The following is a 24,871-nucleotide window of genomic DNA, read 5'->3' on the forward strand; positions in this document are numbered from 1 at the left end:
AGGGCACTTCCCTCTTGTCTTTCTTCAAATGATGTATCCAATCACTCCGCTAGCGAACCTGCAAATCGGCGGACAATTCAGCAATCAATTTCGGCATCCAATCGTGCAGATCCCAGAATTTAAAGCCGGCAGCTGCCGCTCTGGCATGATCCATCGTCCAATCTCCAGGAATTCCGAACGGGGACATGTGATCAGGTGGTGCCGAAGACTGCAGCGGTGCCGACCTACCAATTTCCTGCTGGATCAGGCTCATCATTTCCCGGACCGAAATCGTTCCGCTGGAGCAAGCATTTACCGGGCCTTCCCATTGGACTTGACCTGCCCATTCCAGAAACTCTGCCGCTTCCTCGGCATGCACAAACGAGATCTGTGCGTCAGGATCAGGCAAACCAATAGCTTCGCCGCTCGCTGCATGCTCAATATGAAAATGCAGTCTGCGCGTGTAATCATCCGGTCCCAGCACAATCGGCAACCGGACTGCGGTAACGTTCAGGTTATGGCGACCGAATAATACCGCCTCCGCCTGGCGCTTGCCTTCCTTATAGCTGTAGTCCCTGCTTTCGTTCATCATGACAGGGTATCTGTACGGATCAAAGTCCTCTTCCCTCAACGGGTGATCCGCAAAATCATATACCGATAACGTGGAGGTCAGCACGTATTGTCCAATTCGTCCGGCAAAGATGTCTGCAGCTTGTCCCGCTTCTTCCGGAGTATAACATATATTATCATACACGATATCAAAGTCCTGGCTTCCCACTGCCTGTTTTAAACTTTCCGGATCCTTCCGATCCACGGCAAGCCGCGAAACGGCACCCCCGAATGAATCCTGGTGATGTCCACGCGTCAAAATCGTAACGGCATCGCCTTTAGCCAGCAGCCGGTTAACCAGCCTTTTACCGAAAAAGCGGGTCCCGCCCAATACTAATATCTTTGCCATTTATAATTCCTCCTTACCAGGAAATAAGAATATATCGCTAATCGATTTGTGCTTTATACATCCTTAACCATTTCATAAAACCATCTGTCCCTTTTTCTCCATCCATATCGAAGACTCCTTCTTTTTTCCTATTTTATATTCTGCTGCTTACCTCATAGAATGTAAAAAACCGACCAAGCTGTTAAGCTCAGTCGGTCTGATGTTTGTTAATCCTTCCGGTCACAACCCCAATGACAAAGTCGGCATCATGGCTTGGAGACCGGTTCATGATCCGCTCTTGGCACCCCGAAATTCGGCGTTCCGTCTTCGTTCCATCGGATGACCTGTACACGCGTATGACGGTTCGGATCATATAGTGGATCCCCGACGATCTCCTTGTAACTTCTTGCATGGTATACCAAAATGTCCTGCAAGCCGTCCTCGGAAATCGTGAAGCTGTTGTGCCCGGGACCATATTGGCCATTGGCTTCAGATGTCGTAAATACAGGTACAGGCGACTTGACCCAGGAGCTCGGATTCAGCAAATCACTGTCTTCATCGGCTGTCAGCAGCCCCATCGCATAGTTGTGGTCCGTGGCGCTCGCGGAATAGGTCATGAATATTCGCCCGTTTCGCTTAAGAACGGCGGCCCCTTCATTCACAAGATACCCGATCTTCTCCCAATCGTACTCGGGAACCGATATGCATACCTGTTCCCCTGTCAGGGTCCAGGGGTTTTCCATCAATGAGATATACAGATTGGAATTGCCTGGAATGCCCGGATCTTTCTGAGCCCATACATAGTACCGTTTGCCTTTATGCTCGAACGTCGTTGCGTCCAAGGCGAAAGATTCCCACTTCGTGATCACTTGCCCCTTCTCCACCCATTCCCCTTCGAGCGGGTTCGCCGAAGCGTTCTCCAATACGAACATGCGGTGATCGAACAATCCGTCCCTCGTTTCTGAAGTATGGGCAGCGGCGTAATACACATACCATTTGCCATCCATATAATGAATCTCGGGTGCCCATATGTTGGCACTCATCAGGCCTGACTCATGCTTGCGCCAGATCGTAATTCCTTCGGCATCCGCAAGCCCTTGGATCGTTTGCGAGCGTCTAAGCTCAATTCGGTCGTACTCCGGCACGGAACCGGTAAAGTAATAATAACCATCGGTATGTTTATAGATCCAGGGATCTGCCCGCTGTTCGATCAGGGGATTTTTTATATATAATTCAGTCATGGTGACGACTCCTATACCTTATAGTTTGACTTCCGCTAGCTTTCTATTTTTACTAACTTCTATGAATCCAATCTTCTTGCTATCCTTTGATGCCTGCGTTTAAGTTGATCGACTGCACAAAATATTTCTGGGCAAACAGGAACAACAGCAGCGTCGGAATGATGGCCAGGATCGCAGAACCCATCAATTGTCCGATCATGCGGTAATTGCCGTAAATGTCCTGCAACAACAGCAGTCCTGCTGTGACCGGCATCTTCTCCACATCCGTATACACGATGACGGGCCAAAGGAAATCATTCCAGGAACCCGTGAATGAAAACAGGCCGCATACAATCAATACAGGTTTCATGAGCGGTAAAATAATAGAGTAATAGATTCTAAAATCTCCCGCTCCATCCACGCGCGCCGATTCATCCAAATCCTTGGGAACGCCCATCATGAATTGTCGGACCAAAAAAATGTTCCCCATCCCGGCCAAGCCAGGAATGATCATCGCCCAAGAGGTATTCACCCATCCCAGCGCATCAATGATTTTATAAGACGGGATCAGATTCACTACCCCAGGAAAAAAGGAAATCCCAAGCAAGGTAAAGAACAAGGTGTCCCTTCCTTTAAAGTTCATGCGCGAGTATCCATAACCGGTAATGGAAATAACGACGATCACGAGCAGCGTATGCATCGTGGCAATAAAAACGGAGTTCATCAACCAGCGCAGAATGGGCGCTGTCGATGTATTTTGCAGGATCGCGACATAATTATCGAAAATCCAGCTATCAGGCAGCAGACTGAACCCGCTGGATACCACCTCGGCCTGGGACCGAAAAGATGTGGTAATGCCAAATATGACCGGAATCGCCCATATCACACACAGCAGGATGAGAAATGTATACGCAATATATTTTGACACGCTAATGTTGGTTGAAGCCTTCTTCGGACCAGAGCGACCAAGCTTGGAATCCGCGTTCACTTCATGTACTACCGGGTTCGACATTGCACAGTACACCTACCTTTTATCGTTTCCGTCGTTTGCAAGCTGAACATGCTGCTAGGACGCGTTTCGGTTCATCACATAATACTGAAGAGCTGAAATGACGAGAATGACCAGTCCGAGCAAAACGGCCATCGCGGAAGCCATGCCCGCAATCGATTCTCCGTGACCAAAGGCCAGCTGCCGGATATACATCATCAATACGGTTGTGCTCTGTCTAGGTCCTCCGTCCGTCATCATCAATGGCTGACCGAATACGTTAAAGGCTCCGGCTGTCGTCATAACAAAGGTATAGATCAGCGGGAAACGAATGGAAGGCAGCGTAATGCTTGAAAATCTGCGGACAGGCCCCGCTCCATCCATCTCGGCCGATTCATACAAATCCTTGGACACTCCGCTTATGGAAGCCCGGTAGATAATCATGTTCCCGCCGACTCCGCCCCACACCGTAATGACAATAATGATCAGCCAGGCATAGGGCTGGTTGGCCGCCCAGACCGTTTCGGAGCCGAAGATATTATTCGTGATCCCAAGCTGCTTATTGAATATTAAAGACCAAATCAGTGCCGCTGCAGAGATCGAAATGAGTCCGGGAATATAGAGAATGGACTGAATGACATTTTTCATTTTCACTTTTTTGTGCTCGAGCGATACGGCAATCATTAACGGGATGATGATTAATATAGGTACACTTAGAACAACAAAAATCAGTGTATTTTTTAATCCATTCATAAATTGGGTATAAAAGGTGGACTCCGTGTCAAACAGAATCGTTTTATAGTTGTCCAAGCCAACCCATACAGGGTCATTGATCAGATTCCACTGCGTAAAGGAAGCATAAATCCCGTATAGGGTCGGCAATAGAATAAATACGATAAAAAGTATCAAATGGGGACCTACAAAGAAATAAGGCGTCAACGACTTCTTATTCATACCCTTTCATTTCTCCTTTGGAAAAGCAAAGTGTCATGAAAGCAAGGACACTTTGCTTTTTTTCAATCATGCTCTGCTGTCATTTACTTTGCGGCACTGTTGCCTTCCGCGATTTTATCCTCTACAAATTTTTGCATCGTCGCCAGGGTTTCGTCGATATCGACATTGCCCCGTACGATATCCGCTGCATATGTATCTACAGCCTCCGCTACGTATGGATAGTATTCGTAAGTGTAAATGTACAAGGATTCAACTTCTTTTTCGTTGGAGGTAAAGAATGACTGTATATAGTTTTTGTAGTCGGGGCTCTCAATGACTTGTTTACTCGCTACGATCTGTCCCGCTTTTGCCCACTCAATCGAGTTTTGGCGAATGAATTCCAGGAACTGGCCGATGGCTTGCTCTTTTTCATCCGTTCTCTTGTCGTTCTTCAGCATGGAGAATAAGTGCGAAGAGGCTCGGTTTGTATACTTGTCCGCACTCGTCGAATAAATGTTCGTTACGCCAAAGTCCAATCCATCCACTGTTGCGTGTGCCGTCGAGCTCCATGTGCCGTCTGTTGAGAATAAAACGTTTCCAGCTTGGAACATCAGGTATCCGTCCTCACCAAAAGGGGTCATCAAGCCCGCATCCGATATTTTCTTAATCTCCGTAAACGCTTGTTTCATGGCTTCTGTATTCACGGCAGGTTTGCCGTCTTGTTGAATGTCGCCGCCCAGGTTCTGGATTTGCGCTAACACGACCCAGCCCAATAGAGCGTCATTAATAACGTAATCGCCTTCATCCAGCTTGCCTTGCAGCGACAAAATTTCATCAATGGTAACCACATCATCATCCAAGAAGCTTTCTACATTGTATTTTTTGAGCAAGTTTTTATTGTAGTACATCGCATTGCTGTGTATATCAAGCGGTACCGTATATTGGGTACCCTCTACGTTTCCCGTTGCCCAGGCCTGCGGCAAATAATTATCCGCTTTCAATTCTGGTTGAGCTTGCATGACTGCCGTCATCGGCTCCAACACGCCTTGCTTAACAAAGCTTGGAACGCGGTCCGCGTGAATAATGGACAGATCAGGAACGCCTTTGCCTGAATTAAGAACTGTAGATATTTTTGTATACATGTCCGAGGTAATCACATGCTTCACTTTATACTCGGGATTGGTGGCGTTGTAATCCTTCACAAGTTGATCCATGTAAGCCCCGTCATCACCCGTCAAAGGCGTCCAAAAGGTGATGGTGTTCTTGTCCCCGTTGCCACATCCCCCTAGTACCGCTACCGCTAACATTACAAGTATCAGTGAAACCCCCATTTTTTTCTTCAACAAACTCTCCTCCTATTACTAATCATTTGGTTAATCATTCACTGGCCTGGATCATGAAAACGATTAACTTTGGTTCAGTATACACTCGTAATGAAAACGGTGTCAATAACATATATATAAATCTTTATTGTTAATTTAGAGTTTAATTAACATTTATATTAATTATAAGTTTGAAAAATTGTTGTATTAAATGATAAGATTTATATACAGGTTAATAAAGCATATGTTATGATGCATATTAGTTAATGAACACTGTTTATGAAAAACTTGTTGAAAGAAGTGGTCATATGCAATTGGAAATAGACAAGTCATCGCTTGTGGTTTACGAGGCTTTGGCCAGCGAAGTTCGAATCAAGATTATTCAGCTGCTCTCGAAAAACAAAATGAATATCAAAGATTTGGCCCAAGAACTTCAAATCAGCAGTCCGATTGTGACAAAACATATTAAAAAGCTCGAAGATGCAGGCATTATCCGGACTGAGAAAGTGCCGGGAAAATCGGGACAGCAGAAAATCTCGATCCTGAAGGTGGATCATATCGAAATCAACTTCCCGAAAAAAATCTTTCATTCCTTTGCTTCGTATGAGGCTTCGGTGCCGATCGGACATTACACCGATTATGACCTGAAGCCTACCTGCGGCCTTGCGACCGAGAAGGAATTTATCGGGCGGGTTGACGAGCCCAAATACTTCATGGATCCCAAGCGTGTGGATGCAGAAATTCTGTGGTTTACCGAGGGCTTTATCCAATACAACATCGCTAACTTCCTTCAAAAGGATGAAAAGCTGCAGCAGTTCGAAATCAGTTTGGAGATTTCCTCGGAGTTTCCTTTTTCCAATGATGTCTGGCCCTCCGACATCACCTTCTCCTTAAACGGCATTGAACTCGGCACGTGGACAAGTCCGGGGGATTTTGCGGATACAAGGGGGAAATATACGCCTGCTTGGTGGCCACACAATATCAACCAATACGGACTGTTAAAAACGATACGAATTACGAGCCACGGTACTTATATTGATGGCGACCCGCTCTCCGCTGTCTCCGTAGATGATTTGGATGCAACCTGTGATCGCTGGACCTTTCGAATTGAAGTGAAGGAAGATGCAAGGCACGTTGGAGGCGCCACATTATTCGGCAAGAAGTTCGGGAACCACGAGCAGGATATCCAGTTCAAAATGTATTACTTGTGAGGGCAATCGAAGGAACGTAACACCGAAGGATATTTACCGGGTTAGTAACCTAAATGAAAACAAACCAGCCGCATTAACGGCTGGTTTGTTTTGTTGAAAGTCCATGACAAACATAAAATCACTCCTTCACTGGTTACGACGACGCAACCAATAAAGGAGTGATTTCAATGTTCCGCGCAAGTAGACATTTAGGTGCCACAACTTTCATTCCCCTAAATCCCTTCCTTAGTCCTTACCCTTTCAAGAAACCTTATGCTCAATTCTCAGCTTATCCGCGACCATCGCGATGAACTCGCTGTTGGTTGGCTTGGATTTGCTGATGTTGATGGTGTAGCCGAACAGATGGCTGATCGAATCGATATTCCCGCGAGTCCAGGCTACTTCGATAGCGTGACGGATCGCACGTTCCACTCGGGAAGGCGTTGTCTTAAATTTCTCAGCGATGGCAGGATACAACGTTTTCGTGATCGCACCAAGAATTTCGATATTGTTGTATACCATGGTAATGGCTTCACGCAAATATTGGTAGCCCTTGATATGAGCGGGAACACCAATCTCATGGATAATCGAAGTGATATTCGCGTCCAGATTTTTGCCTTTGCCCATGGGAACAACATTGGATTTCATACTTGTAAATGGCGCGCCTGACGAAATGCTGCCGGACGAGCCAACGAGTTGACGAATGCGGCTGGCGAGCACCTCCATATCAAACGGCTTCAAAATATAATAGGAAGCGCCCAATTGTACAGCTCGCTGCGTAATATTTTCCTGACCAAATGCCGTAAGCATGATCACTTTCGGCTGCGGAGACAAATTCATATCGCGTAATCGTTCAAGTACGCCAAGGCCGTCCAAGTGAGGCATAATAATGTCAAGGATCAGCACATCCGGTACTTTTCCCGATTCCTCAATCATGCTCAGTACTTCTTCGCCATTATAAGCGATTCCGGATACCACCATATCTTGTTGATCCGAAATGTATTCACCAAGCAGGTTTGTAAACTCACGGTTGTCGTCTGCCAATAATACCTCGATCTTTTGCAATTCGTGCTCCTCCTTTATCAGATCAGTTGTTATTTTAGAACATTTTCTTGTGTATAAAGTTTTCGACATACTCATTTAAATTCCTTCTGTCGAAAATTATTTTTCTTTATTTTTTTTTGAAGTTGATTTATAATTAAATATTTTGTTTCAAATTAATCTCTAATTCGTTATTTTACGACAAAAAATCTCAAGGCATTAACCTGCCTTAAGATTTTGAGGAGTTGATTCTGTAGATTGTAGTACGCCGGAGTCCTGAAGCATCCATTCGATAAAGCATCCATACCCCGATTTCGGATCATTTACAAAAACGTGGGTTACTGCTCCTATCAGCTTGCCATCCTGAACGATTGGACTGCCGCTCATGCCTTGTACGATTCCGCCTGTCTTCTTAAGCAGTCTCGGATCGGTAATACGAAGTACAAGTCCTTTCGTTGCGGGAGTATCCTGTTTGGAGACGTGTACGATCTCCACTGTAAAACGTTCAACCTCTTGGCCTTCTACGACAGTTAAAATTTCTGCGGGACCTTCCTTAACCTCATGGGATAAAGCTACGGGTATTGGCTCCTGATACAAACCGTGTTCAGGAAGATTATTCATTTTACCGAAGATTCCGAAATGAGTATTACGCTCAACATTGCCCAATATCTTGCCGTCTTTTGTGAAGGTTGCCCGTTTTTCTCCCGGCTCGCCTTCTTCACTTCGGCTAATGGATGTAACGTTGGACTGAACGATCTGGCCGCTTCCAACATCAATGGGGGTTTGAGTATTCATATCGGTAATGACATGGCCCAGAGCTCCGTAGACTTTTTGGTGAGGCGCATAGAATGTTAAAGTTCCTACACCTGCTGCAGAATCACGGATATACAGACCAAGGCGCCAGCTTTGATCTTCTTGATCATATGCCGGACTGAGCTTTGTTGTCATTTCTTTGCCGCCCCGCTTAAAGGAGATATCCAAGGGCCGGTTGGCTTCACCGGCCTTCTTGACGATGTCAGCGACCTTTGTTACATCATTAAGCGGCTTTCCATCCATCTTGGTAAGCAGATCGCCAACCCTCAGGCCAGCTGCTTCTCCAGGAGACACTTTAGCACCGTTTTGAACGCGTACCAGATGATGCCCAACAACCAGTATACCGGAGGATTTCACTTTGACGCCGATGGTTTGACCTCCTGGAATGACCTTGAGTTCGGGGATCACCTTCACATGAACTGTCTTCAGAGGAATTTTACCAAATAATTTCAGGGTAACTTCGGCATTTCCGCTTTGCTGGGGATTCAGCTGCAGTGGATGCTTTAGCGATACTTGAAGTTTTGACTCGCGGGAGCCGTTGAGCTGCAGGACATCCGGGCGATCAACTGAAGCGAGGGCTTGAACAGGCATGGCAACATCAAGACGGGACTGCTGACCGGAAATCAATCTCAGCTCATTAGGCAATGAAGCAAAAGACTGGACAGGATCAGCAGTTCCAATGAAACAAAGAAGGAAAGCAAGAACGAAACCGAGCAGTTTTCTCCTGAGGTTGGGCTTCAATGGCTGTCACGCTCCCTTTTTCTTCTTTCGCTTGACGAAAAGGTGGTCGCCAATTGCGTACCTTTAAGTTACCCTGCCCTTAAGGATTTATAACTGTCAATCATTGACCCAAAGCCTTTCTGGAAGCCTTTTGCGCTGCCGCCAGATTGAGCATTTCTTGGGCATGATGAAGTGTCTTTTCGGTGATCTCGACTCCGCCAAGCATCCGAGCAAGCTCCTTTACACGCCCCTCTTCATTCAGGTTTTCTACTTGCGTCATCGTTCTGGAGGCTTCCAGCTTCTTCTCGATTAAATACTGATGATCCGCCATGCAAGCGACCTGCGGCAAGTGCGTAATGGAGAACACCTGACAGGTTTTGGCCAGCAAAAACAGCTTCTCCGCAATCGATTGGGCAGCCCTTCCACTGACACCTGTGTCGACTTCATCAAAGATTAAGACCGGTATTTGATCATGACGGGCAAAAATACTCTTCATCGCCAGCATAATTCTGGACATTTCTCCACCCGAAGCAATTTTGGCAAGCGGACGCAGAGGCTCACCCGGATTGGCGGATATCAGGAATTCGGCCGTATCCATACCTTGTCTGGTCAACCTTACTTTATGTCCTTCATATTCGTAACCGTTAGGATCCAGCTGCAGTTCCATCCGAACCTCAAGCGAGGTGCGTTCCATTTGAAGATCCTTCAGTTCCCCCTCCACTTGCCGTGCTAAATCTTGCGCACACTGCTTGCGGGCAATACTAAGCTCTTTAGCGCTAACCAACAGCACACTTAACAGCTCGTCACGACGCTGTTCCAACGCTTGAATAAATTCGTCCTTATTCTCCAGCATATCGGTTTCCTGCTGAATTCTCACGTAGTATTCCAGAATTTGCTCTACATTATCCCCATATTTTCGGCGCAATCCGGAGATCATATCTAAACGAAGCTCAATTTCATTCAGCCGTTCCGGATTGAATTCAATGCTGTCGCGATAATCCCTAAGCTGGAATACCGCATCCTCCAGCTGATAATAAGCGGATTGCAGCTGCTCAACAAGCGGCTTTAGCCCCTTCTCATCGTACCCGGACACATCCTCCAATCGGGAGAGGGCACGGCTGACGGATTCCAGTCCCGAGGACCCGTACAATAGGTCGTATGCTCCGGCAACGGAATCCATCATCTTCTCGCTGTGGGACAGCTTGGTTCTTTCTTCGGACAATTCCTCGTCCTCACCGGTTTTCAACTCCGCAGCCGCGATCTCCTCCAGCTGAAACCGATACATATCCAGCATTTGATACGCCTTCTGGCTGGTCTCCTGCAGGTCCTTGAGCTCTCTCTCGACTTTACTGAATTCTCCGTACAACGCTTGATACTTCTGCTTGGCAGGCCCTATGACCTTATCCCCGTACGTGTCCAGAAGACCCATATGCTGCTCTGAACGCAGCAAGCTTTGATGTTCATGCTGACCATGGATATTGATGAGCTTTTCTCCAACTTCACGCAGCATGCTTAAGTTTAGCAGTTGTCCGTTAATACGCGACGTGCTTTTTCCTTGAGATGTCAGTTCTCTCCGAATTAATAAATGCTCTTCCGGATCCGCTTCAACCCCCAGCTTCTTCAGTGTTTCCCATACGGGATGCTCCACAGGCAGCTCAAACAGAGCTTCAATCTCCGCTTTGTCGCATCCGTAGCGAATCAGATCAGCCGAACCGCGGCCGCCAGCAATTAATCCGAGCGCATCAATAATGATGGACTTACCTGCTCCGGTTTCCCCCGTCAGTACGTGAAATCCCGGATAAAAATGCACATCCACGCTTTCTACAACAGCCAGATTCCGAATGGATAGCGTGTTTAACATGTTTCCCACCTCCGCTACTGCTTAAAACTGCCAATGAATCACAATGTTTATTACGAAATGAAATTTTTAATTTGGGCAACGACATGTTCCCCGTCATCTTCCGTTCGGCAAATCAGCAATATCGTGTCATCGCCGCAAATGGTGCCCATGATCTGGGACCATTCCATATTATCGAGCAGCACGGCAACCGAATTAGCTGTCCCGGGCAAGCATTTCATGACTACAAGATTACCGGTACGGTCAATGTAAACAAAATTATCGACAAGCGCTCTTTTGAGCTTCTGCACAGGGTTATAACGCTGATCCGTCGGCATGGAGTATTTATATCGCCCATCATCTGTAGGCACCTTAATGAGCAGCAGTTCTTTTATATCACGTGAAATCGTAGCTTGAGTGACCTGAAAACCTTCCGAACGCAATGCGTCTACAAGCTCATCCTGTGTCTCAATATCCTGGTGGGTAATAATATCCCTGATTTTAATATGGCGTTGTCCCTTCATAAAGAGCCTCCTGAGTATTAACTGTTGTAATCATCTTGACCAATCCATTCTTCGTCCGACCAATCCATGCTTAAACGGTGAATCGACTTCTCATTCACGTCGATATAGAGCAGACCGGCACATTCGGGATACAGCAGCAAAAACGGCATCAACCGATCGCGAATGCCAGAGCCCGTCCAGTCGACCGGCATCCGTTCCCGTGCCAGCTTCACCATGTACAGCTCGCCACTGTCATCGGATGCAACGTAATCTATAAACAACCGACTCAAGATGGGTCTCTGTCCCGTTTCAAATGACAAGTTTATTTTTACTTTGCCCCCAACCACGTCATATCCTTCTCGTTCGAGCATCCCAATGGCTGGGTGATCTGGAATGTGTTCATTTATCGGGATGCCCGGCAGTCGATCCGGTGATGGCGACATCAGCCAACGATTCAGCCTATAACCGATAAGCAAGGCAATGACGACACCAAGCAATATCATTAATAACCAATCATAACGCTCATTCATCCTCTCACCTCGAATTTTGTATTCGCGGATGAGAACATGAATTCCTCTTTTTCAACAAAAGAAACCCATCATTTCGATGAGTTTCCTGTGAATGTATGAGCCGCTTGCGTTACGACGGTATCAATCCATTGACTCAGATGGACAGAATCTTGTCCATCTTCCTGAGCCGGTTCTTCCGAGCTTTCAGTAACCTCTGGCTCTAATCGCCAGTGGGCCAGGAATTCGATATTGCCTTCCCCTCCCGTAATCGGAGAGAACGTAAGATTTTTTAATTTAAACCCAATTTCATCCGCAAACGTCAGCACCTGCGTTAAGACTTCCCTGTGCACCTTTGGATCTCGAACCACACCGGATTTACCAACCTTCTCCCGCCCTGCCTCAAATTGAGGTTTGATCAGAGCAGCTACATCGCCCGGTTTATCCAGGAGCATCTTCAAAGGCGGTAAAATAATGCGAAGGGATATAAACGAAACGTCAATGCTGGCAAAATCAGGCCGAGGGCCACTCAAGTCGTCCGGCGTCATATAGCGGAAATTCGTCCGCTCCATGACACACACGCGTTCATCGTTACGAAGCGACCAATCCAGCTGGTTATAACCGACGTCAATCGCATACACATAACTGGCTCCGTGCTGGAGCGCGCAATCCGTAAAGCCGCCAGTTGAAGAGCCGATATCCAGCATCGTGCGCCCCTTCATATCGATGTCGAATGAACGAATCGCTTTTTCAAGCTTTAATCCACCACGGCTGACATAGGGATGAACCGAGCCTTTGACTTTCAGTTCGGACGTCCTTGGAATTTTCATACCAGCTTTCTCGATTCGCTCGGTTCCGGCATAGACCAGGCCCGCCATAATCGCGGCTTTGGCTTTTTCGCGACTCTCATAATATCCCTGCTCTACAAGCAGGATGTCAATTCGTTCTTTCTGAGATGAATCCATATTATACTCCTGATGGTTTACTAAGACATAAAACTTCTCTTGCCGAGTACGGCTGTCCGGGCATTCTTCAGGCTCCGGATCTCCTGACAAACCGATTCCAATGTCAGCCCTACTTCTTCACGCTGCTGCGGTATGCTTCCATGCTCGATAAACCGGTCTTCGATCCCCATTAAAGATACGACCGCATCATGGATTCCCTGCTCCGCAAAGAACTCCAGAACCGCGCTGCCCAGACTACCCGCTTGCGAAGCTTCCTCCAGAACCAGCATCGACGTCCCCGTCTCCGCCAGATTCCGCAGCATGCCTCCATCAAGCGGTTTAAGGAAACGGGCATTTACGACTTCTACCGTAATGCCTTCCCGCTTGAGCTGTTCGGCCGCTTCTTCAGCCAATTGAACCATAGGACCCGATGCCAGAATGGCGTATCCTTCGCCAGGACGAACGACTTCCCAAGTCCCGATAGGAATCGGTACCAGCTCGGTGTCCATGGGAACGCCGCGCACATTGTTCCGAGGGTAACGGTAAGCAATAGGTCCCTCATTATAATCGAGCGCTGTTTTCATCATATGACGAAGCTCGTTCTCGTCTTTCGGCATCATAATGACGATATTAGGTATATGACGCATGAAGGCTACGTCATATACCCCTTGATGGGTTTCGCCATCTGCACCGACAAAGCCGGCACGGTCAATCGCAAACATCACGTTGGCGTTATGGCGGCAAATATCATGCACGATTTGGTCGTACGCACGCTGCATAAACGTGGAATACACCGCAAACACAGGCTTCATGCCTTCCATTGCCAATGCTGCGCATAAGGTCGCGGCATGCTGCTCGGCAATCCCCACATCGATCATACGGTCAGGGAATTTCTTGCTGAACGGGATCAAACCGGAGCCTCCCGGCATCGCCGGCGTGACGGCAACGATCCGTTTGTCCTGTTCCCCCAGCTCAACCAGAGTCTGTCCGAACACTTCCGTGTACATCGGATTTCCTACCGCTTTAAGCACTTGACCGGATTCAATCTTATACGGCGTGATCCCATGCCATTTATGAGAATCGGATTCGGCCGGCCGGTATCCCTTGCCTTTGGTTGTGACGGCATGAATCAGAACGGGTCCGTCCACATTGTCGGCCTGCTTTAACGTATCGATCAGTTTGTTCAGATCATGTCCGTCTACAGGCCCCAGATAGGTAAATCCGAGCTCCTCGAATAAAACGCCGGGAACCATCATATATTTAAGGCTGTCCTTCATCTTCTCTGCCGTCTTGGCGAGTTTGCCGCCGATGGCAGGAATTTTCTTCAGTAGCATTTCCACTTCGTCCTTGGCACGAAGATAATAACGATCAGAACGGATCTTGCTTAAGTAATTGTGCATGGCACCCACATTCGGTGCAATTGACATTTCGTTGTCATTCAGGATGACCATCAGCTTTTTCTGCTCGTGGCCAATATGGTTGAGCGCTTCAAAGGCCATGCCGCCGGTAAGGGCACCGTCACCAATCATGGCGATAACCCGGTTGTTGTCACCTTTCAGATCACGCGCCATCGCCATGCCCATTGCAGCAGACAGCGAGGTGCTGCTGTGTCCTGCTTCCCAGACATCATGCTCGCTTTCGGAACGCTTTACGAAGCCGCACAAGCCTTTGTATTTACGGAGCGTATCAAATTTATCCATCCGTCCGGTCAAGATCTTGTGTACATAGGCTTGATGGCCCACGTCAAAAATCATCTTGTCACGAGGGCTGTCAAAGCAATAGTGCAAGGCCAGCGTGAGTTCAACCACTCCCAGATTCGGTGCAAGATGGCCACCGGTAACGGACAGCTTTTCGATTAGAAAATGACGGATTTGTCCTGCTAAATCCTCGAGTTCGTCTACCGATAGATGTTTAAGTTGTTCGGGATGTTTGATATTTGGAAGAAGCACGAAGAATCTCCCCGCTTTCCTTGATTAAGTTTACGTTTCTTTAGCTGATATGAATTCAGCCATTAACAGACATTATATCACAAAAAAACCGTTTGCATGTAAAGCGTGGTTAGTGATCCCGCGCCATCAAGAAATCTGCGATCTCCAGCAATCTTGAGGGGTCATTGAAATTCCCTTCTGAAATGGCCCGCTTGGCTTCTGCTGTCAGGCGCTCAACTTCACGCCTTGATGCGTCCAAACCGATGAAGAACGGATACGTTACTTTTTCCTGTTTCACATCGCTTTGTACCGGCTTCCCAAGCTTGGACTCATCCCCGACCAGATCCAGAATATCATCTTGAATCTGAAAAGCAAGGCCGATATGATGCCCGAAGGTTCGCAAGGATTCGATTTGGGATTCCGAACATCCGGCAATATGCCCGCCTGCCATCAGCGAGAACATGATCAGATCACTCGTCTTGTGCAGGTGGATATACTCAAGCTGCTCTAGCGTCGTTATCCCTTGTTCGCCCTCCATATCGGCAACCTGACCGCCTACCATCCCCCGCGGACCTGCATACTCCGCAAGATCCTCGACAATCGACAGCACACGTTCAGCCGGAACCCCATGCTTTCTGGAAGCCTGGATTACGCTGTAAAAGGCATGCGTCAGCAAGGCATCACCGGCCAAAATAGCGCTCGCTTCGCCAAAAACCTTATGATTCGTTGGCTTGCCGCGACGATAATCATCATCATCCATCGCTGGCAGATCATCGTGTATAAGGGAATATGTATGGACCATCTCAACGGCGCAAGCGACCGGAAGAGCTGCATCACGATTTCCGCCTCCGGCCTCGCAAGCCGCAATGACAAGCAGCGGACGCATTCGCTTGCCGCCTGCCATTAAAGAATACGACATGGACTGGCGAAGGGTTTCAGGAACTTTCCAACTTGGCGGAAAAAGATTGGTTAATTCGCTATCCAGTCTGTCCCAAATTTCATTCATATATTGTTTAATCGGAAGTCTGTTATTCACCCAGTTCACCTGTCTCATCAAGCGTTCCACCAAAAGGCTTACGCTTCAGTTCTCCGCTTTCTTCCACGATCATTTCGATTTTTTGCTCAACCTGCTCCAGCTTTTTGCTGCACATCTGCGACAGCTTCATGCCCTGTTGAAATAAGTCGATCGCTTTTTCCAGCGGCACGTCTCCATCTTCCAACTGCTCTACAATCGTCTCGAGCTGAGCCATCGCTTCTTCAAAACTGATCTCTAATGTTTCATTCGCCATTTTCTTCATCCTCCTTCATTCCCCACACTTGACACTGCAGCTGTCCATCACTGACCCTCACGTTAACCAAATCGCCTAACTGGACATCTTCGATGGATTTGACAAGCTTTTGCTCTTTCTCGTCATACACGAGACTATATCCTCTGGACATAATTTTCAGCGGGCTGAGCGCATCGAGATGCCTCATTTCGGTTTGCAGCTGCGACATCTTGGATTTCATAATCGACTGCATCGCATTCATTAACTGCCGGCTCACCTGATCTTTTCTTCTCGCGGCGAACTCCGCTTGGGTTCGCGGATTATACCGGATTAATCCCTGATGCAGTGATTTTTGCCGCTGGCGGACCAGGGATAACCGGGATTTCAGGTTGCCCTGCAGCCGCTGGGACAGCATGTCCAATCGTTCGGCATGTTGAAGCATATACCGGCGAGGATGAACCAGAACCGGGGAACGCTGGAGCGAAAGTAAACGTTCACGACTCCGCTTAAGACGCTGTTGTAGTCCCTGGTTCAGCTGGCGCTGTCTTTGAACAAGCTGCCCCCTTAGTTCCGCACTGCTCGGTACCGCGAGTTCCGCGGCTGCCGTTGGCGTAGCGGCTCGTAAATCCGCAACAAAATCGGCGATCGTAAAATCCGTTTCGTGTCCAACGGCGGAAATGACGGGAATATCGGATTGATAAATAGCTCTTGCAACGATCTCCTCGTTAAACGCCCACAGCTCTTCCAGTGATCCGCCGCCGCGCCCAACGATGAGCACGTCAGCTTCAGCCATGTCATTCATCGTTCGAATAGCCTTCACGATCGAAGGAGCAGCCCCTTTGCCTTGAACCAGCACAGGATATAGTATCGATCTCGCCTGAGGGTACCGTCTCCGGATCGTGATCATAATATCCCGAACAGCGGCACCCGTCGGCGAGGTTATAACACCAATCGTCTTGGGATAACGAGGCAAAGGCCGCTTGCGCTCGGCTGCAAACAAGCCCTCTTCCTCCAGCTTCGACTTCAGCTGTTCATAAGCAAGGTACAAACTGCCGATCCCATCAGGCTGCATTTGGACCGCATAAAACTGATACTGACCATCCCGTTCATACACTGACACATTGCCCCGGGCAATGACGCGAGAGCCTTCCTTCGGTATAAAAGGGAGCCTCTGGTTATGAGTCGCAAACATGATCGCACGAATCCGGCTGCCTTCATCCTTTAAGGTAAAGTACATATGTCCGCTGGAATGATGGGTGAAATTCGAAATTTCACCGCGGATCCATACGTCGGAGAGCCTGGAGTCGCCTTCCATTTTCATGCGGATATAACGGTTTAAATCCTTAACGGATAATACTCGTCCTGGATCTGCCGACTTCATATCAGCTCAACCCATTCAGCCTTTTGGCGGCTATCAAGGTATTCTGCATGAGCATGGTAATGGTCATGGGTCCCACCCCACCGGGAACCGGAGTAATCGGACCGGACACTTCCTTCACACTCTCAAAGTCAACGTCGCCGGCAAGCTTCCCGTTCTCCAAACGGTTCATGCCGACATCAATCACGACGGCGCCGGGCTTCACGTAACTGGCATCAATCATATTCGCTCTGCCGATCGCAACGACCAGGATGTCTGCTTGACGAGCGATTTCAGCCATATTCCCCGTTCTGGAGTGACACATCGTAACGGTGGCGTTCTCGCGCTGGAGAAGAAGTGATACCGGTTTGCCGACGATATTGGATCTTCCGATTACAACAGCATGCTTGCCTGCAATCTCAATGCCCGTCCGCTTGATCATTTCAATCACGCCGGCAGGTGTGCACGGCAGCAGACTGTCATCGCCTATTACGAGGTTACCCACATTAACCGGATGGAAACCGTCCACGTCCTTTTCCACGGCGATCGCGTCAATGACGGCCTTCTCATGGATGTGCTTTGGCAAAGGCAGCTGGACCAGGATTCCGTGAATAGATTCCTGAGCGTTGAGCTTGTCCACGAGCGCCAGCACTTCTTCCTGGCTGGATTCCGCGGAAAGACGGTGCACCTCGGAATAAAAGCCCAGATCCTGACATGCTTTCTCCTTGTTGCGAACGTAAACATGCGAAGCCGGATCATCACCTACAAGTACAACAGCCAAACCAGGACGGACATTCTGCTTGGACAATTGTTCTACTTCTAACGCAATCCCCTTGCGAATTTCTTCAGAAATCTGTTTTCCGCTAATTATCGTTGCTGCTGTCATCCTAATCTCTCCTCCATTATGATTGAATGATATCGTTTCAGGCTAAGCTTTAGCGTACAGATTAAGACTGACGCAGCTTCACCTTGACTTGATCCAGCTCCTGAATCATCCGGCCCAGTACGCCGTTGACGAATTTCCCTGACTCCTCGGTTCCGAAATGCTTGGACAACTCAATCGCTTCATTAACAGCTACCTTGCCAGGCACATCTTCACGGGAGGTCAGTTCATATACAGCCAGACGCAGGATTTGACGATCCACACGGGAAAGACGACTTACCTGCCAGCCTTTTAAATAATGAGCGAGCAGTTCATCAATCGAATCCTTGGATTCCCATGTTCCATTGACCAATTGCAGCACATACTCCTTCATTTGAACTTCGTCGCCGATGACCCGCTCGGTCTCATTTTCTTCGGCCGCTTCCGAGAGCAGCATCGACACGGCTTCCACACTGTCGACTTCGTTCATCTCCATCTGGTAAAGGCTTTGAACGACAATCTCTCTTGCTACACGTCTTTTCATTTTGTTCCTCCTGTGGACCCTGCTGAATCCATTTTTCTAATTAGTATGATCCATTTGCCGTCAAGACTTGACAACAATTAAAACGCCAAAAAAAAACCTGTGAATATCTCTCTCCGCAAAAAAGGCGCACTACACCTGTCCTCAGCATTTTTTCCGGAGAAAGCATATCACAGGGTTCATTTAAACGGCCGCCAGCGCTCGGAAAGCCATCGTCCCCATTCCTGAAAGTGGAACATGGAGCCCTGCTTCAGATCCTTGCGCTTGCCAAATATATAGCCGATAAATACCACTAATGCAAAGAACAGCATATCCCAAAAACCGGATAATAAGTAAATCAGTCCGCACACAAGCCCGCCGGTCACCCCGGCAATTCTTCCTCTGTGACTCTCCCATATTTCTTTCCAAGGCATTGGGGAAGCTCACCTCTATTCCACGCGGCTCTTGAAGCTTGGTGCCTGAACCACGTTAGCAATATATACGGATACGGATGACACGGGTATTCCTGTTGTATCTTCAACAAAGTCGTGCACCTGCTTCTGCACTTCCGTTGTCAGCGTAGGAATGGATTCCTCACCATCTACCACGGTGCGAATCGCAATATCAAGACCCGATTGGGATACCTTGATCCGGGATTTCAAATCCTTGACTCCACGGACGCGCGAAGCCGCCTTCAGGCATAGATTCTCGATCGTCTCCACCGAGATTTGGATGTCACCAAATTCCGTGCGCTGATCGATGGAATTCAGGTTCGAGCGATCGCGCCTTACGGAGATGTAGAAGAAACGGATGCTCAGCAAAAACAAAACCGCAGCTACGATAATTCCAGCCCAGAAAAGGCGTTGTTCCTGAACACTCGTTAATTCATACGGAACAGCGCCACTCAACAGGAGGATGGCAACTACGGATATAACACCGATACTTAAGCTGTAGATAAACAGCAAAAGTCTGTCCATTATTTTGGCCACGATTCAGCACAGCCTCCTTAAAATTAGATTAAACCCTCGACATCGCTGCCCAGGGCTAGCCTGAAACTATTCTATTTCACGCGTTGAGCCAGATCCAATTCTTCCGTCTTCTCTACGGATTTCATGAAATGGACATCATGAATATGTACATTGACTTCAATCACCGTAAGCCCTGTCATATTCTCAATCGAACGTTTCACGTTGCGCTGGATTTCTCCGGCTACTTCAGGAAGACGATGGCCATACTCCACGATGACGGATACGTCAACAGCAGCTTCCCGTTGTCCAACTTCCACTTTGACACCCTTGGATAAATTCTTGCGTCCGAGCAATTCGGCAATGCCGCCTGCAAAGCCTCCGCTCATCCCTGCAACCCCACGTACTTCTACCGTAGCAAGTCCAGCGATGACTTCAATAACCTCCGGTGCAATCTGAATCTCACCGATATCTGTACGTTCAAATTCTGTAGGCAAAGTTTCCGCCATTGTCTCAACACACCTTTCGGAATAAGTTAGCGGATGCACCCGAACTGCATAAGGCATGCGCTCTTATTACTCATACTATACCATTTGGCCAAGTTTATGACAAACTTGGCCAAAGGTTTCAAATCTCATTTTCTTCCAAAAATTTAATATCGAAGTCACCCTTCAAGAAGGTAGGATGGTTCATCAGTTTCTGATGGAACGGGATGGTTGAATAGATCCCTTCAATCTCGAATTCACCCAAAGCGCGCTTCATCTTCGCGATGGCTTCATCGCGGGTCGGCGCCCATACAATCAGCTTGGCAATCATCGAATCATAATAAGGCGAAATGGTATAACCTGGATACGCCGCACTGTCTACCCGCACGCCAGGACCTCCTGGAGGCAAATAGAACTGAATGGTTCCAGGGGCAGGCATAAAGCCCTTGTCCGGATTCTCGGCATTAATCCGACACTCAATGGACCAGCCATTAATAACGACTTCCTCTTGAGTGAAAGAAAGCGTGTTGCCCTCCGCAACGGAGATCATTTCCTGAATCAGATCAACCCCGGTCACCATCTCGGTCACCGGATGCTCCACCTGAATCCGCGTGTTCATCTCCATGAAGTAGAACTGACCGTCCTGGCCGAGCAAAAATTCAAGCGTACCTGCACCGGAATAATTAACGGCCTTCGCGGCGCGAACGGCGGCTTCGCCCATCCGGCTGCGTACCTCTTCACTTAGCACCGGACAAGGAGCTTCCTCAACAAGCTTTTGTCTCCGGCGCTGCACAGAACAGTCACGCTCCCCGAGATGCACGGCGTTGCCATGTTTGTCGGCGATAATTTGAATCTCTACATGCTTCATGCCGGTCAGATATTTCTCCAGATATACGCCTGCATTGCCGAAGGCCTTCTGGGCTTCCTGCTGTGCGTTTGTAATCTGTTTAACCAGCGATTCTTCATCCTCGGCGATCCGAATTCCCTTACCTCCGCCACCTGCAGTAGCTTTGATAATGACGGGATATCCGATATCACGGGCAAGCATAACGGCTTCGTTCAGATCCTCGACCAATCCGTCGGATCCCGGAATAACCGGAACACCTGCATCCTTCATCGTCTGCTTCGCAACAGCCTTATCTCCCATGCGGTTGATCGCGTCAGCGGAAGGACCGATAAAGGTAATGTTGCAGGATTCACAAATTTCCGCGAAATCCGCGTTCTCGGCCAAAAAGCCGTAACCGGGATGAATGGCGTCACACTCGGTCAGTGTGGCAACGCTCATGATATTGGTGAAATTCAAATAGCTGTCTTTCGATAACGTAGGGCCGATGCAATAGGCCTCATCCGCCAGGCGAACATGCAGGGATTCCCGGTCCGGCTCCGAATATACGGCAACGGTTGCGATGCCGAGTTCCCGGCAAGCCCGGATGATACGAACGGCAATCTCTCCCCGGTTCGCGATAAGCACTTTTTGAAATGTCATGCAGTAACCTCCTTCGGACTCTTGCGACTCTCGTTCTTGGCGAGTCCCTCCATATTACTCCGGTTTCACCAGAAACAGAGGCTGCCCGAATTCTACAAGTTGACCGTTCTGCGCGAGAACCTCTACGATTTCGCCTTTGATCTCTGCTTCCAGTTCATTCATCAGTTTCATGGCCTCAATGATGCAGACCGTCGATTTTTCTGTCACCTTGTCCCCGGGACTGACAAACGGCCCAGCCTCAGGTGATGGGGAACGATAGAAGGTTCCTACCATCGGTGATACGATTTTATGTAATGAGCTGTTGCTATCCTCCACTGAATCCTGCTGTGGTGCCGCTGCAGGTGCTTGATTCGCCGTATTCGGCTGTGCGATCTGTGGTGTCATCACTTGCTGTGCCGGAATGTACGCTTGCGGCGCTGCCTGATAGTTGTTAACAACCTCGGCTGCGTTGGGTTTCTTAATGGATAAGCGTGTACCTTCGCTCTCAATTTCCAGCTCATGCACGGAAGTTTGATCCACCAGCTTAATAAGTTCCTTGATCTCGTTTAATTTAAACATTATCGACGTTCACTCCTTCACTTTCTTGGAAGCCCTTGCTTAGGACAGTCAGTCAATAGCTTAGAGTATTATATCACAATCGAGCGAAATAGAAAGAGCCCAAGGCAATCCTTAGACTCTTTCGGTTTTATAGTATAACCGTGATTTATGTTGAAATCTGCTGACAAGCTTATGGCGCAACATATTGAACGGTAACTTTATCCGGCGAAACCTTCAATTCCTTCATTACAAGACTCACAATGCCGGCTGCACCTTTGGCATCGAGTTTCTCACTCAGAACGACCACATTATACTTCTCGCTCTCTTCCTTCACAACGGCGTTGCCGTATTGCTGCTGCAGCGCTTCCTCGATGCTGAGAATCACTTCCTCTTTCGCTTCGGCCGCTTTCAGCTGCTCGGTAGCTTGAGCTGTTTGCTCCGGCTTATTTTCGTGATTGTCGATTTTTGTCATTAACTCATCGTATAATTTCATGTTTTTTTGTGAGCGGTCCAATTTATAGGATTCCAACTGGGCTTCTGCAGATGATGCATTGGCAGCCACTTGCTCCAGCACTTCTTCATCCGATTTCTTACCGTTCGTGGCGCTGCTTGTGTCTTTGGACTCCTCGGTTCCCTCTTTGCCTGTGCTGCTAGCGTCTTTGGAATTCTCGGCTCCCTCTGGGGCTTCCTTCACTTCCGGCTCTTCCGTTTTGCCTGCTTCGCCGCTGGCTTTTCCTTGATCCCCTTGCTCACCCTGTGTTGCTTCTGCAGGATCTTCTGTGCCGGCCGCGCCTGTATCGCTCGTTCCAGTTCCTTGCTCATTGGCTCCGGAATCGCCGTCAGTACCTTCTTCAAGCACTTCGTTCACAACCAGCTCGTCGCCCGTACCTGCGGTTCCGTTTGCTTCTTGTCCGGCGCCTGGCTTCTGACCGTCCACTTGCGTGCTCTCGGCAACCGGCGGCGCTTTCGTTCCCGAATCGTCGGTGAATAAGTAGTAAGCTGACAGGATGACCATTAAACTAAGCATGGATACTAACCATATGGTTTGTCTTTTGTTATTCATTTGAACGTTTCCTCCTTTAAATGAAAACCTTGGCACGAATGATCGGATCATTCGATTGGCTGCGGTTATTCCTGTTTACGCGGGACAACGGATATACGATAGGACGGGACATTGAGGCCTCGCTGGATCGCATCGACGATCAAACTCTTTACAACTTCATTCTCGGCTCCCTTGGCTACGACGAGCACCCCCCGGACTTGAGGTTTGATCTTCTTGGTGACGATCGGCGTTTCTTCCCCGGAGGATTCATAGGTGACAATCTGGCCATCACGCTGATAACTTGTTACATGGCGCTTACCTCCGTTAGCATCGGTTTCCTCCGTCAGTTCCTGGGTATCTTTCATGTCACGCTGGACGACCAGTTCTTCTGTCGATTCCACAGTCACCATGACATCGACGGACCCCACCCCAACAATCTGTTCCAGCATCGTTTTGGTGCGCATTTCAAAATCCTGCTCGATACTTTCAAACTCACCGCCGCCGCTGGTTGAAGTCCCGCCTTGGGTCGTTGAGACCGCAGCCGTCTCCGGCGGCGGCTCGCGACCGATATTCTCATGATCCAGCTTCTTCACATTGACGAAAGAGTTGAACAGCATGATCGCGACGCCGATCAGACCAAGAATGATCAACCACCTGAAGGTTTGCATTTTTCTTGCTCCGCCAGCTCCTCCACCAAGCCATTGCTCCAACCGCTTCAACCAATTTCCCATCATCCTCACCTCCGCTACAGCTTTTTATCCTGGTCCTGCCCTGGCATATATATCGTGATCAGATCCGGCTCCAAATCCCATCGGCGGCTAATGTAATCCCGAACCGGCTCTGCTCTTGCTTCTTCGGCCTTGCTGACTGCTTCTGCATTCTCTTTCGCCGCAGCCTTCCCATCTTGTTCCGACTGCATGGATTCAACATTCACCTGAACGGAATCCACAGGCTCTATACCGATGGGCTGCTTATCATCGCTATTCTCTACCTCTGCATTTTCCGATTCACCTCCAACCAGCTTTACGTCAACGGAGCGTATCGTAGCGCCTGCATATCCCTTGTCCGGTCCGGCAGCGGCAGCCAGCACCACCTTGACCTCCTGAACCGCTTCCCCCGTTTCTGCCACAATCTCTTCTTTCATCACCCGGGCTAATTCGTTGCCTGCCCACTGAAGGCTTTGACTCTGCTGCGTTTCCTTCAGCTTCTCGGCCTGTGCCAGAATATGCTCCAGCTGAACCTCTTCCGGCAGACCCTTCTCCTGTCGCTCCAGCTCCATCGCCAGCTGATTCTCGGGGGGATCCGTAATCAATGTGATAATCGGGCTAAGCAGCGTAAGCAGAATCAACAGGCTCAGGACTAATCTGGCGTAACGTTCAAGCGCCTTGCCGGGCAGTATTAAATCAACGAAGGCTGCAAAGAGAACCACCATGATGACGCTTTTCAACCAACCTCCAAGCCAGTCCATTCGTCATTCCTCCTAAGCAT

26 protein-coding genes are annotated in these 24,871 nt (G+C 48.6%); 1 reads left to right on the forward strand and 25 read right to left on the reverse strand.

Annotated elements, in window-relative coordinates; translation table 11 throughout:
* Positions 1 to 49: 49 nt before the first annotated feature.
* The 5 genes from ACETK5_RS17245 to ACETK5_RS17265 form a co-directional block, all read right to left on the reverse strand.
* Positions 50 to 937 carry an NAD-dependent epimerase/dehydratase family protein gene (locus ACETK5_RS17245; protein ID WP_100536254.1) on the reverse strand — a complete coding sequence of 296 codons (888 nt, stop codon included), beginning with the start codon at positions 935 to 937 and terminating at the stop codon, positions 50 to 52.
* Positions 938 to 1,182: 245 nt separating this feature from the next.
* A complete protein-coding gene (locus tag ACETK5_RS17250) occupies positions 1,183 to 2,157 on the reverse strand; it encodes a glycoside hydrolase family 43 protein (protein ID WP_100536253.1) in 975 nt (324 codons plus the stop codon).
* Between the two features lie 79 nt (positions 2,158 to 2,236).
* The gene (locus ACETK5_RS17255; protein ID WP_394056912.1) at positions 2,237 to 3,148 is read right to left on the reverse strand and encodes a carbohydrate ABC transporter permease; all 912 of its coding nucleotides are present in this window, start codon (positions 3,146 to 3,148) and stop codon (positions 2,237 to 2,239) included.
* Positions 3,149 to 3,202: 54 nt separating this feature from the next.
* Positions 3,203 to 4,078 (reverse strand): carbohydrate ABC transporter permease, encoded by an 876-nt coding sequence (locus tag ACETK5_RS17260; RefSeq protein WP_394056914.1) that lies wholly within the window; start codon positions 4,076 to 4,078, stop codon positions 3,203 to 3,205.
* Positions 4,079 to 4,161: 83 nt separating this feature from the next.
* On the reverse strand, positions 4,162 to 5,403 hold the full coding sequence (locus ACETK5_RS17265; RefSeq protein ID WP_100536251.1) for an extracellular solute-binding protein: 1,242 nt from the start codon (positions 5,401 to 5,403) through the stop codon (positions 4,162 to 4,164).
* A 284-nt stretch (positions 5,404 to 5,687) separates the two neighbouring features.
* Here ACETK5_RS17265 and ACETK5_RS17270 point away from each other — a divergent pair, with 284 nt between their 5' ends.
* Entirely contained in the window at positions 5,688 to 6,590 is a 903-nt protein-coding gene (locus ACETK5_RS17270; RefSeq protein WP_100536250.1) for an ArsR/SmtB family transcription factor, read from the forward strand.
* 240 nt (positions 6,591 to 6,830) lie between these two features.
* Here ACETK5_RS17270 and spo0A read toward each other — a convergent pair whose 3' ends face one another.
* The 20 genes from spo0A to spoIIIAF form a co-directional block, all read right to left on the reverse strand.
* Positions 6,831 to 7,634: a sporulation transcription factor Spo0A gene (gene spo0A, locus ACETK5_RS17275; protein WP_100536249.1), complete on the reverse strand. Its 804-nt coding sequence runs from the start codon at positions 7,632 to 7,634 to the stop codon at positions 6,831 to 6,833.
* Positions 7,635 to 7,829: 195 nt separating this feature from the next.
* The gene (gene spoIVB, locus ACETK5_RS17280) at positions 7,830 to 9,164 is read right to left on the reverse strand and encodes a SpoIVB peptidase (RefSeq protein WP_100536248.1); all 1,335 of its coding nucleotides are present in this window, start codon (positions 9,162 to 9,164) and stop codon (positions 7,830 to 7,832) included.
* A 100-nt stretch (positions 9,165 to 9,264) separates the two neighbouring features.
* Entirely contained in the window at positions 9,265 to 11,004 is a 1,740-nt protein-coding gene (gene recN / locus ACETK5_RS17285; RefSeq protein WP_326112219.1) for a DNA repair protein RecN, read from the reverse strand.
* 50 nt (positions 11,005 to 11,054) lie between these two features.
* The gene (ahrC, locus tag ACETK5_RS17290) at positions 11,055 to 11,504 is read right to left on the reverse strand and encodes a transcriptional regulator AhrC/ArgR (protein WP_394056916.1); all 450 of its coding nucleotides are present in this window, start codon (positions 11,502 to 11,504) and stop codon (positions 11,055 to 11,057) included.
* Positions 11,505 to 11,521: 17 nt separating this feature from the next.
* Positions 11,522 to 12,013, reverse strand: coding sequence for a hypothetical protein (locus ACETK5_RS17295; protein WP_326112222.1), 492 nt, complete (start codon positions 12,011 to 12,013; stop codon positions 11,522 to 11,524).
* 68 nt (positions 12,014 to 12,081) lie between these two features.
* Positions 12,082 to 12,954 (reverse strand): TlyA family RNA methyltransferase, encoded by an 873-nt coding sequence (locus ACETK5_RS17300; RefSeq protein WP_394056918.1) that lies wholly within the window; start codon positions 12,952 to 12,954, stop codon positions 12,082 to 12,084.
* A gap of 20 nt (positions 12,955 to 12,974) precedes the next feature.
* Positions 12,975 to 14,882: a 1-deoxy-D-xylulose-5-phosphate synthase gene (gene dxs / locus ACETK5_RS17305; RefSeq protein ID WP_100536243.1), complete on the reverse strand. Its 1,908-nt coding sequence runs from the start codon at positions 14,880 to 14,882 to the stop codon at positions 12,975 to 12,977.
* 109 nt (positions 14,883 to 14,991) lie between these two features.
* Positions 14,992 to 15,915, reverse strand: a complete 924-nt coding sequence (locus ACETK5_RS17310; protein ID WP_207797494.1) for a polyprenyl synthetase family protein — start codon at positions 15,913 to 15,915, stop codon at positions 14,992 to 14,994.
* The gene (gene xseB / locus ACETK5_RS17315; RefSeq protein WP_394056921.1) at positions 15,890 to 16,150 is read right to left on the reverse strand and encodes an exodeoxyribonuclease VII small subunit; all 261 of its coding nucleotides are present in this window, start codon (positions 16,148 to 16,150) and stop codon (positions 15,890 to 15,892) included. The genes ACETK5_RS17310 and xseB overlap by 26 nt, the downstream gene beginning before the upstream one ends.
* The gene (gene xseA / locus ACETK5_RS17320; protein WP_394056923.1) at positions 16,140 to 17,510 is read right to left on the reverse strand and encodes an exodeoxyribonuclease VII large subunit; all 1,371 of its coding nucleotides are present in this window, start codon (positions 17,508 to 17,510) and stop codon (positions 16,140 to 16,142) included. The genes xseB and xseA overlap by 11 nt, the downstream gene beginning before the upstream one ends.
* A 1-nt stretch (position 17,511) precedes the next feature.
* Positions 17,512 to 18,372 (reverse strand): bifunctional methylenetetrahydrofolate dehydrogenase/methenyltetrahydrofolate cyclohydrolase FolD, encoded by an 861-nt coding sequence (gene folD, locus ACETK5_RS17325; protein WP_100536241.1) that lies wholly within the window; start codon positions 18,370 to 18,372, stop codon positions 17,512 to 17,514.
* Positions 18,373 to 18,433: 61 nt separating this feature from the next.
* Positions 18,434 to 18,892, reverse strand: coding sequence for a transcription antitermination factor NusB (nusB, locus tag ACETK5_RS17330; protein ID WP_100536240.1), 459 nt, complete (start codon positions 18,890 to 18,892; stop codon positions 18,434 to 18,436).
* Positions 18,893 to 19,068: 176 nt separating this feature from the next.
* Positions 19,069 to 19,302 (reverse strand): DUF2273 domain-containing protein, encoded by a 234-nt coding sequence (locus ACETK5_RS17335; protein WP_006209372.1) that lies wholly within the window; start codon positions 19,300 to 19,302, stop codon positions 19,069 to 19,071.
* A 15-nt stretch (positions 19,303 to 19,317) separates the two neighbouring features.
* Positions 19,318 to 19,857 (reverse strand): alkaline shock response membrane anchor protein AmaP, encoded by a 540-nt coding sequence (gene amaP, locus ACETK5_RS17340; RefSeq protein ID WP_394056925.1) that lies wholly within the window; start codon positions 19,855 to 19,857, stop codon positions 19,318 to 19,320.
* A 71-nt stretch (positions 19,858 to 19,928) separates the two neighbouring features.
* Entirely contained in the window at positions 19,929 to 20,342 is a 414-nt protein-coding gene (locus ACETK5_RS17345) for an Asp23/Gls24 family envelope stress response protein (protein WP_009591235.1), read from the reverse strand.
* 118 nt (positions 20,343 to 20,460) lie between these two features.
* On the reverse strand, positions 20,461 to 21,804 hold the full coding sequence (gene accC, locus ACETK5_RS17350; protein WP_100536238.1) for an acetyl-CoA carboxylase biotin carboxylase subunit: 1,344 nt from the start codon (positions 21,802 to 21,804) through the stop codon (positions 20,461 to 20,463).
* A 54-nt stretch (positions 21,805 to 21,858) separates the two neighbouring features.
* On the reverse strand, positions 21,859 to 22,362 hold the full coding sequence (accB, locus tag ACETK5_RS17355) for an acetyl-CoA carboxylase biotin carboxyl carrier protein (RefSeq protein WP_326117859.1): 504 nt from the start codon (positions 22,360 to 22,362) through the stop codon (positions 21,859 to 21,861).
* A 169-nt stretch (positions 22,363 to 22,531) separates the two neighbouring features.
* Complete coding sequence (locus ACETK5_RS17360; RefSeq protein ID WP_394056928.1) at positions 22,532 to 23,404, reverse strand: SpoIIIAH-like family protein; 873 nt, start codon at positions 23,402 to 23,404, stop codon at positions 22,532 to 22,534.
* 65 nt (positions 23,405 to 23,469) lie between these two features.
* Positions 23,470 to 24,114, reverse strand: coding sequence for a stage III sporulation protein AG (gene spoIIIAG, locus ACETK5_RS17365; protein WP_207797445.1), 645 nt, complete (start codon positions 24,112 to 24,114; stop codon positions 23,470 to 23,472).
* Positions 24,115 to 24,128: 14 nt separating this feature from the next.
* On the reverse strand, positions 24,129 to 24,851 hold the full coding sequence (spoIIIAF, locus tag ACETK5_RS17370; protein WP_394056930.1) for a stage III sporulation protein AF: 723 nt from the start codon (positions 24,849 to 24,851) through the stop codon (positions 24,129 to 24,131).
* Between the last annotated feature and the right edge of the window lie 20 nt (positions 24,852 to 24,871).

It is taken from the genome of Paenibacillus ilasis, from assembly GCF_043195395.1.
In the GTDB taxonomy this organism is placed as follows: domain Bacteria; phylum Bacillota; class Bacilli; order Paenibacillales; family Paenibacillaceae; genus Paenibacillus_AQ; species Paenibacillus_AQ lautus.